The organism is Fodinicola feengrottensis, assembly GCF_039530045.1.
Taxonomy (GTDB): domain Bacteria; phylum Actinomycetota; class Actinomycetes; order Mycobacteriales; family HKI-0501; genus Fodinicola; species Fodinicola feengrottensis.
The window spans coordinates 26,585-37,859 of sequence record NZ_BAAANY010000026.1; the positions used below are offsets into that span (position 1 = coordinate 26,585).

11 protein-coding genes and 1 pseudogene are annotated in these 11,275 nt (G+C 67.9%); 8 read left to right on the forward strand and 4 right to left on the reverse strand.

Translation table 11 applies throughout. The features are described 5' to 3' along the window. Positions 1–152: 152 nt before the first annotated feature. On the reverse strand, positions 153–1,556 hold the full coding sequence (locus ABD301_RS30125) for a hypothetical protein (RefSeq protein WP_344313679.1): 1,404 nt from the start codon (positions 1,554–1,556) through the stop codon (positions 153–155). Between the two features lie 461 nt (positions 1,557–2,017). Here ABD301_RS30125 and ABD301_RS30130 point away from each other — a divergent pair, with 461 nt between their 5' ends. Then, on the forward strand, positions 2,018–2,536 hold the full coding sequence (locus tag ABD301_RS30130; protein WP_344313680.1) for a DUF2269 family protein: 519 nt from the start codon (positions 2,018–2,020) through the stop codon (positions 2,534–2,536). A 207-nt stretch (positions 2,537–2,743) separates the two neighbouring features. On the opposite strand, the gene ABD301_RS30135 is transcribed toward ABD301_RS30130, so the two are convergent. Continuing rightward, positions 2,744–3,790, reverse strand: a complete 1,047-nt coding sequence (locus ABD301_RS30135; RefSeq protein WP_344313681.1) for a hypothetical protein — start codon at positions 3,788–3,790, stop codon at positions 2,744–2,746. A 113-nt stretch (positions 3,791–3,903) separates the two neighbouring features. Here ABD301_RS30135 and ABD301_RS30140 point away from each other — a divergent pair, with 113 nt between their 5' ends. Continuing rightward, the gene (locus ABD301_RS30140; protein ID WP_344313682.1) at positions 3,904–4,446 is read left to right on the forward strand and encodes a SigE family RNA polymerase sigma factor; all 543 of its coding nucleotides are present in this window, start codon (positions 3,904–3,906) and stop codon (positions 4,444–4,446) included. Continuing rightward, on the forward strand, positions 4,443–5,498 hold the full coding sequence (locus tag ABD301_RS30145) for a hypothetical protein (RefSeq protein ID WP_344313683.1): 1,056 nt from the start codon (positions 4,443–4,445) through the stop codon (positions 5,496–5,498). The genes ABD301_RS30140 and ABD301_RS30145 overlap by 4 nt, the downstream gene beginning before the upstream one ends. Here the strand turns inward: ABD301_RS30145 and ABD301_RS30150 are convergent. Further along, on the reverse strand, positions 5,495–6,643 hold the full coding sequence (locus ABD301_RS30150) for a cystathionine gamma-synthase (RefSeq protein ID WP_163568667.1): 1,149 nt from the start codon (positions 6,641–6,643) through the stop codon (positions 5,495–5,497). The genes ABD301_RS30145 and ABD301_RS30150 overlap by 4 nt on opposite strands. A 10-nt stretch (positions 6,644–6,653) precedes the next feature. Next, positions 6,654–7,277: a membrane protein YczE gene (gene yczE / locus ABD301_RS30155; protein ID WP_279580476.1), complete on the reverse strand. Its 624-nt coding sequence runs from the start codon at positions 7,275–7,277 to the stop codon at positions 6,654–6,656. Positions 7,278–7,339: 62 nt separating this feature from the next. Between yczE and yczR the strand changes: the two genes are divergently transcribed. The 5 genes and pseudogenes from yczR to ABD301_RS30180 form a co-directional block, all read left to right on the forward strand. Further along, complete coding sequence (gene yczR / locus ABD301_RS30160) at positions 7,340–8,794, forward strand: MocR-like transcription factor YczR (RefSeq protein WP_344313684.1); 1,455 nt, start codon at positions 7,340–7,342, stop codon at positions 8,792–8,794. Between the two features lie 91 nt (positions 8,795–8,885). Next, positions 8,886–9,539, forward strand: a complete 654-nt coding sequence (gene msrA, locus ABD301_RS30165) for a peptide-methionine (S)-S-oxide reductase MsrA (RefSeq protein ID WP_344313685.1) — start codon at positions 8,886–8,888, stop codon at positions 9,537–9,539. A gap of 43 nt (positions 9,540–9,582) precedes the next feature. Beyond that, complete coding sequence (locus ABD301_RS30170; RefSeq protein WP_163568664.1) at positions 9,583–9,891, forward strand: type II toxin-antitoxin system Phd/YefM family antitoxin; 309 nt, start codon at positions 9,583–9,585, stop codon at positions 9,889–9,891. A gap of 3 nt (positions 9,892–9,894) precedes the next feature. Next, complete coding sequence (locus ABD301_RS30175; protein ID WP_344313686.1) at positions 9,895–10,413, forward strand: type II toxin-antitoxin system RelE family toxin; 519 nt, start codon at positions 9,895–9,897, stop codon at positions 10,411–10,413. 207 nt (positions 10,414–10,620) lie between these two features. Further along, positions 10,621–11,275, forward strand: a pseudogene (locus tag ABD301_RS30180) (DUF222 domain-containing protein); the annotation flags it as partial.

The window sequence follows — 11,275 nt, forward strand, 5'->3', positions numbered from 1 at the left end:
CCTGACGCACGCATCGCGTCGATGCGGTCAATCCACCGGTGCGCTGGGGCGGCTGTCGCCGGAGGCGGTCCACGTACCGCGGCGGAAGGTGGCCCGGTGCGGCGCCAAACTGTCGTACGACCGCGGAAGCCTCGAATTCGGGGGCGGCAAAATCAGGCTGGCGGCCGGGGCGGGAGTTGGACGGTCGCGGATTCGGGCGCCGGGAGCTGGACGGTCGGCGGATCTGCCGGCGACACCGGAGCCGGTCGAAGCGGCACCTGGGCGGTCGGACCATCGGCAGCCGGATGCACCAGCTGAGCGGTCGGACCGTCGGCCGGCGGGTAGCCGAGCCGAGCGGTCGGATCGTCCGCCGGCGGTCGTGGCAGCTGGGCCGGTGGACCATCGGTGGCAGGAACCGGGAGCTGACCAGCCGGTACGTAGGCCGGCGGCCCCTGAGCGGCCGGGCCGGGAAAGGGCGGGCCGGGAATGGGCGGGAACGGCGGCGCCCAGCCGGGCGCCGGCGGGATCGGAGGCGCCGGTGTGCGGGCGGGAGGCGAGGCCGCCGGCGGACGAGCGGGCGCCGAAGTCGGCGTACGAACAAGGGACGGCGGCGGCGTACGAGCCGGCCCTGGAGTCGGCGTACGAACAAGGGACGGCGGCGGCATACGAACAGGCGACGGCGGGCCTGACGCCGAGGGTGAAGGTGGGCCGGACAGCCCAGCGAGGGTGGTGTCGATCGCGCGGGCCAGCGCGATCGTGGCGTCCACTCGGTGCGGGAGTGGCTTGGTGCCACGGCCGAGGTCCTGGTCGTGTACGACGACGGCGGTGCGGTGGATCGCCACCCAACTGCCGCCGAGCGGGAGCAGCGCCCGCCGGACGGTCGGCGAGTTCAACAACCGGGCGGACGCCGGATCGAGCCAGCCGGCGGTGCACTCGTCACCGATCGGCTGGTCGGGCCGTATCGACCCGGGGATCAGCAGCACCGGCCCGATCCGCTGCGGCCGGGTCGGCTGGGCCAGCCGGACCCGGACCGCCCGAAAGGCGGCCCGCTGGTTGGCGCGGACCGCGGTGGGGTTGTCCGATCCGGTCATGGTCCAGCGGAAGGTGAAGACGGGTACGCCGTGAATCAGCCGGTCGCGAGCGGCCAGCACCATCAGCCGGCTGCTGCCGGCGGCCATCGTGCCGGCCACCGCGCGGGCCAGCGGGGCGACCCACTGCGCGCCGACCGCCGGCGGCATCGGTCCGGGACGGCCTGAACGGCCGGGACGCAGTGCCACTTGTAGTGCTCCCTGGATAGTCGGAGGCGTACGCACCTGCAGCGGCGCCTCGGTGATGAAAGATGCGCCGAGGGCAAGCACCGCGATCAGGCCGGCGACCATCACCAGGAAGGCTGCCAAGACGACGGCGAACAGCCCCGGCTTGTCCGCCAGGGCCTGCGCGGACAGCACGAAGACGAAGAAACCGGTGACACATCCAGCGGCCGCTCCGGCCATCGCCCACGGCAGCCAGGGGCGCGGCACCGGTCCGTCGGCGAAGGCCGGCGGCCGGACGGCTCGCATTCCTGGTTGATCACGCACGAAGGCAAGCATCGTGGCTCGGCGGCTGGCGTACCGTACCCGGAGGGCGGCTCTGCGGGCAGACTTTTGTGCACCGTCCGGGCACAGGGAGCGACGGGCACCCCCGTCACACGAGACAGTCGGGCGCGACCGTCGCTCCCCGCTACCGAAGGATCCCGACCGAAGACAACCACACCAGACCGGTCGCGGGGAACTGACAAACGTCAGGGATCTAGTACTACAGGGCTGCTCATGCGGATGAGAGTCGAGATCCAAGCGTCGTCTGGCGGTGCGGCGGGGCCGCCTGGCGTGGCAGCGCCACGTGGGCGGTTTCGCCGTGCCGTCAGGCGGCGTTTGGGCTCGGCTATCGCCGCTTGAGCAGCCCTGTAGTACTAGGCCGGAAAGTACGGACGAACGGTGGATACGCCGCTTCCACGCGGCTCGCCGTGCCCCGCACATGGGTGAGGTCCTAAAGTCTGCCCATGCGCGTATTCCTGCTGACACTGCACATGATCGCCGCTGTCTTCCTGATCGGCCCGCTGGTGCTGGTCCCGATGAACGGCTTGCGTGGCATCCGGACCGGCGACATCGACACCGTCCGCACCTCGGCGCGGCAGACTTTCCTCTACTGCCTGCTGTCCCTGCTGGTTTTCGGGCTGGGCGCCGCGGTGATCACGGCCAGCACGAAGGTCACCTTCGGCACCGCGTGGCTGACCATCTCCATGACGCTTTACGTGGTCGCCTTCGCGATCATCCTGCTGGTGCTCGTACCAGCCCTCCGACACGCCGTCACCCTGATGGAGGCCGGCCGGCAGGTGGACGACGGCACCGGCCATAAGGACTTCGACAAGGAAAGCAATGTCACCGCGCGCGCCATGGATCTACAGACAAAGGGAAAGCTCGATTCGGTACGCGGCCGGGCCACCGCCTCGGCCGGCGTCGCGTCGCTGCTGTTCCTGGTGATCACCATCTTGATGGTCACCCAACCCTTCGGCGCCTGAGTCGCCGGTGGTCGGCCGTCCAGCGGTCGCCGAAGCAACCCTGTTGCCGACCACTCGCTAGCCGCTGGTCGGCGATCGGCGGTCGCTAGCCGCTGGTCAGCGGTCGCTGGTCGCTGGTCGGCCGTCGCTGGTCGCTGGTCGCCGAAACTGTCGGCCCACCAGCGGATCGTGAAATTCGGGGGCGACTCAATTCGGTCAGCGGAATTTTCAGTTCGCCGGGGGCGCCAGCTCCGGCCCGGCGCCCATCAGGTGCAGCAGCGCGCCGGCGGTCATCACCAACGCCGCGAGCCACATGGTGAGGCCGCCGCCGCCGAAACTGAGCGACAGGCCGGCGGCTGCCGGCGCGAAGACCGCCGGGTCGAAGACGACCGCCTTCGCGGACACCGCGTAGCCGGACAGGATCAGCAACGCTCCGAACGCCGCCACGACCATCACCTGCCGCGATCCGAGCGGCAGCGGCACGGTCCCGCTCGCCCGGCGGACGCCGGCCACCATCATCAGAACCACCACCACGGCGAGGATCACCGGCAGCACCGACAGCGGGAACATGAACGTACGCATGCTCCACGCCGGATAGGAATCCGGCAGCCGCCGAAGTGTCGCCGCCGGCCCGCCGTACGCCACGAAGGGCGCGAACGACCCGATCACCAGCACGATCGCCCCGAGCGTGGCGATCAGCCCGCCAACCGACAACCGGCGGACCGGCCAGCAGCGCACCCAGCCGACCAACACCGCCGCCATGTCGGGCGAGGCGGGCCACCACGGATCGGGCGCTGACAGCGCCACCCGTACCGGCGGACCGGCCACCTGACCAGCGGAGACCTTCGTCGGTATCGGCCGAGTGGGGTGCTGGATCGGCGGGTGACCATCGAGTACGGGCCGCCCGTTCGGCGCTGGCGGTGACACCGGCACCACCGGCAGCGGACCCATCTGGTGCACCGGACCGCTGGCCTCGGCAGCACCGGCCTCCGCCTCGGCCGGCACGTACGAACGCTTGCCGTCGGCCTCCGGAGCAGCCTCGCCACCAGCGGCCGGCGAGCCGTTCCGAGCCGCCGCCTCCGCGCGCCGGTGCCGCGCCCGAGCGGACCTGGACGACTTGGGTTTGGCCTTGGGGATCTCCGGCAGCGCGTCGGTGTATTGCGCGTCCGGCCCGCCCCACTTCGGCGGCGGCATAGCCGTGCGTACGTCCGGATGACCCTCCGGATCGGCCGGATCTGCCTCGGTAGTCGCCGGCCCCTCGCCGTGCGAACCCATGTGCTGTCTCCTACCCAGTCGTCGACGCCGGTGCGATGATCCTCGCATCGACGGCCGACGGACAGAACCTGCAGCCGCCACAGACCCGTCATGGAAGGTATGAAGGAGATCAGATGCTGACCCCCGGCCCGGACAGCGGGCCGGCGGGAGACGATTTCTCGGCGTTCGTCGGCTCGGCGGCCACCAGGCTGCTGCGTACGGCCGAGCTGCTGACCGGCGATCGGGCCCAGGCAGAGGACCTTGTCCAGACCGCGTTGGAGAAGGCTTACCTGCGCTGGCACCGGATCCGGGCCGACGATCCGTACGGGTACGTCCGCCGAGTGCTGGTCAACGCCCATCACAACTGGTGGCGCCGAAAGCCGTGGCGGGAGCGCACCACCGCGGACGTGCCGGAGCATGCCGTCGCGGCAGACACCACCGAGGACCACGCGCAGCGGGACACGGTCTTTCGCGCGCTCGCGACGCTCACACGACGAGAGCGCTCGGTGATCGTCCTTCGCTACTACGACGACCTGTCCGAGGAAGCCATCGCCGCGGTGCTCGGAATTGCCAACGGTACGGTCAAAAGTACGGCCGCGCGGGCCTTCCGGAAGCTGCGAATCACCCCTGAACTGAACGAGGCCCGCATGGCCCGGCCCGTGGAGGCACAGTCATGAACAGCATCGAGGAATTCCGTAGTTCCCTACACCAGGCCGTCGACGACGAGCCGACGTCCGTCATCGACGCGGCCAGCGTCACCTCCGGCGCCCTTCGCCGGCACCGCCGCCGGATGGCCGCCGGCGCCGCCGGAGTGGCCGGCCTCGCGGTGGTCGCCCTCGGCGCATCAGCGCAGACCGCCGCCACCGTCGCCACCCCAGCCACCAACGTGGCCCAGACGCCGGAAAGCCCCTCCCCCTTCCTTCTCAGCCGGGATTCCACTCCGATAGCTTTCCAAACACCGGACCTGTCTCTGCGGACGAAGACCCAGCCGTTGACTTTCAAGACCGAACGCGGCGACACGATCACGATGGTGGTCAGCAAACTGCCGACCTTGGATAACCCGAAGGCCGACGTGAGTTTGCAGCTTTCTGATGGCCTTCATCCGGCCCAAAACTTCCGGCTGGGGCAGAACAAATCGTCCACGACATCTCCCGTACAGGCATGGGTGGCTTTGGATCAAAGAAAATCGGCCTCTCACGTAGTCGGAACGGTACCGGTACAAGCCATCCATCTACCGGCGACCACCATGGTCCATACCAGCCACGGGACGTTGATGATCGGTGTCAGCAGCGGCGATCCTGCCTACGCGTCGGCCGCCTTGCATGCGGATCAGAAGGCCATTCAGCCGGCCGTTCCGCAGGGCACTCCGATGCACGGCAAGCACTTCGCTGGCGTTCAGAAAGGCGTCGTCATCTGGGCGTACCTGCCCGACGCCTCGCCCTCTACGACAGGACAGCTAGCGATCGGATACCAGACGGTAGACAGCGGCACCGACACGCCGCCATCGGGCAGCCACTGGGGTACATTCGTGCTCAGCCTGGTGCAGTTCGGTACTCCCAACGAGGCCAACCCGGCGCCGTCAGACTCGCCATCCGCCGACCCGTCCCCCAGCGCATCCGCCCAACCGTCAGCGGCCGCATCGCCTGGTGGGCCACCCAGCGACCCGCCGCCAACCGGTAGCGATCCGACGGCACAGCCCGGAATCGCCCAACCAGACCTGGGAAATTAGCCCAGCGCCTGCAAAAGGTCCGCGCGCAGGTCCTCGACGCTCTCGATCCCCACCGACAGGCGGATCAGGTCGTCGGGGACCTGCAGTTCCGAGCCGGCCACGCTGGCATGCGTCATCAGGCCGGGGTGCTCGATCAACGACTCCACGCCACCGAGAGATTCGGCCAGGGTGAACAACTTCGCCCGGTTGCAGACCTGGACAGCGGCTTGCTGGCCGCCCTTGACCCGGAAACTCACCATTCCGCCGTACCGGCGCATCTGTTTCGCGGCGATCTCATGACCCGGGTGACTTTCCAGCCCTGGATAGAAAATCTCCGCCGCCGCCGAGTGGTTGGAGAGCAGCTCGACGATGCTTTCCGCGTTGTCGCAGTGGCGTTCCATTCGTACGGCCAGAGTTTTCAAACCTCGCAACGCAAGCCAGGAGTCGAAAGGCCCAGAGATCGCGCCCATCGACTTCTGGTGGAATGCCAGGTCCTCGCCCAGCTGCGCATTCCTCACGATGATCGCCCCGCCGACCACGTCGGAATGCCCGCCGACGTATTTCGTCGTCGAATGCACGACAACGTCCGCGCCGAGGATCAGCGGCTGCTGCAGATAAGGCGAAGCGAAAGTGTTGTCCACGACCAGTTGCACACCGGCCTCCCGCGCGATCCCAGCGAGCGCGGTCACGTCCGCGATCCCGAGCAGCGGGTTGGTCGGTGTCTCGCACCAGATGAGCTTGGTGTTCGGGCGAAGCGCAGCCCGTACGCCGTCCACATCGGACAGTGGGACCGCGGTGAACTCCAGGCCCCAGCGGTCCAGCACGCGGGCAATCAGTCTGTACGTGCCGCCGTACGCGTCGTTGGGAATGACGATGTGGTCGCCGGGTTTGCAGACCGTACGCAACAAGGTGTCGGTGGCGGCCATTCCGGACGCGAAGGCGAGTCCGCGCACGCCCCCTTCGAGGGCGGCCAGGCACTCCTCCAGCGCCGTACGAGTCGGGTTGCCGGCCCGGCTGTAGTCGTACCCACCGGGCAGCTCCCCCACCGTGGGCTGCCGGTAAGTGGAGGTCTGGTGGATGGGCGTGATCACCGCGCCGGTCGCAGGATCGGCGTCCTGACCAGCGTGAATCGCCAACGTCTCAAAACCCTGAACGCCATCGGTCATGACGTGAAGGCTACGACGCGACATGCTCAGGTGCCGGCTCGGGTGCGGTGATCTTCATCAGTGGCAGGAAGAAATGCACCAGCGGGCCGATGGCCAGCGCGTACGCGAGCGTGCCCACTCCCACCGAGCCGCCGAGCAGGAAGCCGACCGCGAGCACCGCGATCTCGATGCCCGTACGCACCAGCCGGATCGAGCCGCCAGTACGCGCGACCAGCCCGGTCATCAGGCCGTCCCGCGGTCCCGGGCCGAGGCCGGCGCCGACATAGCAACCGGTGGCGAACCCGCAGAGCACGATCCCGCCGGCCAGGAAGGCGATCCTCGCCGGCAGCCCGGACGGGGCCGGCAGCAGCGCCAGCGACACGTCGACGGACACCCCGACCAGCACCACGTTGCAGAGGGTGCCGATGCCGGGCCACTGCCGAAGCGGGATCCAGCCCAGCATCACCACCGCGCCGACAATGATCGTGATCACCCCGAAACTGAGCCCGGTGTGCTCGACCAGGCCCTGATGGAACACGTCCCAGGGATCCAGGCCAAGCTGCGCCCGGATCATCAGGGCGGAGCTCAGTCCGTAGAGCGCGAGACCGACGAAGAGCTGAACGAACCGGCGGGTCCGGTGGTCGGATGGCAGCATGTCGATCATTGTGGGCAGAAAGTGGCCTGCAAATCTTGGGCCACCTGTGCGACAGTGGTCTGATGGTGACCGGGATCATGCTGAGCAAGGTGCTCGGCGAGTGGTGGCATCGGGGCGACGGCCCGGCGCACCGGCAGCTCGCCGACCGCGTCCAGGTGCTGGTGTTGGACGGCCGGCTGCCGCTGCGTACCCGCCTGCCCGCCGAGCGGGAGTTGGCCACCACGCTCGGGCTCAGCCGCGGCACGGTCACCACCGCGTACGACGCGCTGCGTGAGTCCGGTTTCATCGCGAGCAAGCGCGGCGCCGGCAGTTGGGTGGAGTTGCCGGCGCGGCCCCGGCAGGTCACTCCGTCGTGGTCTCTCACGCCGTACGGCGGCAGCGTCGCTGACACCTTTATCGACATGGCGCACGCGGCGCCCGGAGCGCCTACCGGCGACCTCTATCCAGCCGTCCAAGCCGCGGTCGCCCGGCTGCCCGAATTCCTGCCGGCGCACGGCTATTACGGCAACGGCATCGAGATGCTGCGCGGCGCCATCGCCGACCGCTACACCCGCCGCGGGCTGCCCACCCGGGCAGACCAGATCATGGTCTGCGCCGGCGCGCAGCACGGCATCTCGCTGGTGCTGGCGGCGTTCGTGGCGGCCGGTGACCGGATCGTGGTCGAGCATCCCGCCTACCCGGCGATCTTCGACGCGATCCGGCAGGTGAGCTGCCGGGCGGTGCCGGTCGCGCTCACCGCGCTGGGCTGGGACCTGGACCTGGTGGAGGCCACAGTGGCCCAGACCGCGCCCCGATTGGCCTACTTCATCCCGGACTTCCACAACCCAACCGGTCTCTGCATGGACGCCGAGCAGCGGATCCGCTTGGCCCGGCTGGCGCACCGCCGCCAGACCCTGCTGCTGATCGACGAGTCGATGGTCGAGCTTGGCCTGGAGCATCCCGCGCCGCCCCCGGTCGGCGCCGGACTTCCGTTGTCCGTACAGGAAAATCTCGTCCATCTCGGATCCACCAGCAAGACCTTCTGGGGTGGGTTGCGGGTCGGCTGGATCCGCGGCCAGTCCGAGCTGCTGCACCGGCTGGCGGTGGTACGAGCCGGCACCGACCTCGCGAGCCCGGTGCTGGAGCAGCTGATCACCGTGGAGCTGCTGGAACAGGCCGACGACATCCTGCCGCGCCGCAACAAAGAGCTTGCCGACCGTCGCGACCAACTGACCGCGCTGGTACGCGAGCGGTTCCCGGGCTGGTCCGTACCGCATCCGCCGGGCGGTTTGAACCTGTGGATCGACCTGGCCGCGCCGGTCTCGTCGATGCTGGCGCTGACCGCCGGCCGCTACGGCCTGCAACTCGCCGCCGGCCCGCGCTTTGGCGTCGATGGTGCCTTCGAGACCCGCCTACGACTCCCGTACACACTGAATGCCGAAGACACCGTCACCGCCGTCGACCGGCTGGCCGCCGCCGCGAGCGGCATGGGCGGCGCCACCGCGCCGTCTGTCGCACCGGCCACCGGCCTGGTCTGAGCCGCCGCCCAGGTGTGCGGGTGGCGCTCGTACGGAATCATTGGGGCCGGGCCGTGGTTGACCAGTATGGGTCCGCTAGGAGGAAAAACAGATGTTCGGATTTCGCCGCAGCACCATGGTCGAGCCCGCCGACGCACTGCCCGGCCGGCCGGAACCCATAGTCGCGCCCGAGCGCCACACCGTGCTCGGCACCCCGTTGACCGGCCCATGGCCGGAAGGCCTCCAGGTCGCCGTCTTCGGGATGGGCTGTTTCTGGGGAGCCGAAAGGATTTTCTGGCAGATGCCGGGGGTCTACTCGACCTCCGTCGGATATGCCGGTGGCTACACACCTAACCCGACGTACGAGGAAACCTGCTCCGGCCGTACGGGCCACACCGAAGCGGTCCAGGTCGTCTATGACCCCGCCAGGGTGTCGTACGAGCAACTGCTGAAGGCGTTCTTCGAGAACCACGACCCGACGCAGGGCAACCGGCAGGGCAACGACGTCGGCAGCCAATATCGCTCCGGGATCTACACCACCACCCCCGAGCAGGAAAAGGTCGCCAAGGTCACCCTGGACGCGTTCCAGCCGATCGTCACCGCGAGCGGCCACGGCCAAATCACCACCGAAATCAAGCCGCTGGACACGTTTTACTACGCCGAGGACTACCACCAGCAGTATCTGGACAAGGTTCCCAACGGCTACTGCAACCACGGCCCCAACGGCCTGTCCTGCCCCATCGGTGTAGCCAAGCTGGAGAGCTAGCGTCCGCCTAGAGATTCTGTACAGACATCTGTATAGTTTGGCTATGGCCATCCTGCATGACATGCATGAGCTGAGTGTCACCGAAGCAGCTCAGCGAGGAGTGGCGGGCCTGGTGGCCGATGCCGAAGGGGGCACAGACCTGGTCGTGACCCGGCGGCATGAGCCGGTTGCCGTGGTCGTCAGCATCGGTCGTCTTCGCGACCTGGAGGAAGCCGCTTCCGACCTGCGCGATCTTGCCCTGGTCTTGGCGCGGATGGGTACAGACTCAGGTCGGCGGACCTCCTTTGACGACGTGCTTGCGGCCTTCGGGCAGACTCGCGAGTCGCTAGCGAGCCTGCCTGAAGAGCAGTAACCGATGGCCGAAATTTCCTTTACGGACGCGGCAATCGACGATCTTCGTCATATTGGACCTGGAGCCGTACCAAAGATCCTCAAGAAAGTTCTGCTACTGCAGGACAATCCGGAGACAGGGCATCCACTGGGCGGCGAGCTGACCGGCTATCGCAAGCTGGTAGTCGGCAGAAACACATGGCGGATCGTCTATCGCATCACCGCGGAGAAACGGGTAGAGATCTGCGAAGTCTGGGCTGTCGGCGCCACCGCGGACGCGGAGATCTATGCAGAGGCCACCACCAGAGTCCGCGCGGCGAGTGACCGGCCGGAGTTCCTCCCACTGGCCGAGGTCATCGAGCGACTCGGCCGCCTGGCCGGCGACCTCACCGCCGTCAAGCAGGAGACAGCAGGTGAACCAGTGCCGGACTGGCTCGCTGACCGCCTGGTCCACACGGCCCGCGTCCCACGCGAGCAGGTTGCGGCGATGAGCTTGGAAGCAGCCGTCGACCGCTGGACCGCGTTCACATCCAGTAAGCGGTAGCGTTTCCTGGGAATGGCTGGATAGAAGCATGATCCACAAGGACATTCCGGTGACCTGTTTCTTATCCACAGAAACGAAATCGGCGACCAGACCGTCGGCGACAGCCGGTAAAATCGGGTTATGAGCAGAAAATGAAGGCGACCGGAATTCACCGACCCGAACAAGCAGCCGTGGCGCACCATGCCGCCCAGCTGGGTTCCTCTGCAGATGCTGGAGGAACTCGACCGGTACGGCCGGGCCGACGCTGATACCGCGCTGGCCGCGGTCGAGGCGCTGGATAAGGTGATTTCGTATACGCAGGCGATGCAGATGCGGTTCATGGACCGCTTCACCAACGCCCGACCCGCCGTCGGTGCACCCTTCTCCAAATACGCGGCCGGTGAAATCGCCGCATCACTGACCTGGAGCCTGTCAGCGGCCCAGAAGCGGTTGAATTTGGCGTACCAACTGGTCCATGAGCTGCCGGGCACCATGGCTGGGATGTCTCACGGTGACCTTGACCTGCGTAAGGCGTTCACGTTCGCGGACCAGGTCGGCCACCTCTCACCCGAAGACGCACGGAAAGTCGAAGAATAGGTCCTACCCGGCGCCGACTCCAAGACACCTCGATCGATCCGGGACAGGGCCCGCAGGGAGGTCATCAAAATCGACCCAGCCGCCGCCGAGGCCCGCCGCAAGAAGCTGGTCTCCGAGAGGCGAGTAGAAAAGCAGCCCTGCGAAGACGGCATGGCTCTGCTCGGCGCGTTCCTGCCCGCCGAGTCCGCGGAGGCGATCTACCGCATCATCGACACCATCGCCCGCAGCCTCAAAACCAAAGACGAGACTCGGACGATGGACGCTTTGCGAGCGGATGCGTTGACCG

Bases quoted from the DNA above. Each gene is read 5' to 3' on its own strand.
- yczR (WP_344313684.1), top strand. From the start codon at position 7,340: ATGGTGACCGGGATCATGCTGAGCAAGGTGCTCGGCGAGTGGTGGCAT.
- ABD301_RS30175 (WP_344313686.1), top strand. From the start codon at position 9,895: ATGGCCGAAATTTCCTTTACGGACGCGGCAATCGACGATCTTCGTCAT.
- ABD301_RS30140 (WP_344313682.1), top strand. From the start codon at position 3,904: ATGCTGACCCCCGGCCCGGACAGCGGGCCGGCGGGAGACGATTTCTCG.
- ABD301_RS30135 (WP_344313681.1), bottom strand. From the start codon at position 3,790: ATGGGTTCGCACGGCGAGGGGCCGGCGACTACCGAGGCAGATCCGGCC.
- ABD301_RS30150 (WP_163568667.1), bottom strand. From the start codon at position 6,643: ATGACCGATGGCGTTCAGGGTTTTGAGACGTTGGCGATTCACGCTGGT.
- ABD301_RS30170 (WP_163568664.1), top strand. From the start codon at position 9,583: ATGGCCATCCTGCATGACATGCATGAGCTGAGTGTCACCGAAGCAGCT.
- ABD301_RS30130 (WP_344313680.1), top strand. From the start codon at position 2,018: ATGCGCGTATTCCTGCTGACACTGCACATGATCGCCGCTGTCTTCCTG.
- ABD301_RS30145 (WP_344313683.1), top strand. From the start codon at position 4,443: ATGAACAGCATCGAGGAATTCCGTAGTTCCCTACACCAGGCCGTCGAC.
- yczE (WP_279580476.1), bottom strand. From the start codon at position 7,277: ATGCTGCCATCCGACCACCGGACCCGCCGGTTCGTTCAGCTCTTCGTC.
- msrA (WP_344313685.1), top strand. From the start codon at position 8,886: ATGTTCGGATTTCGCCGCAGCACCATGGTCGAGCCCGCCGACGCACTG.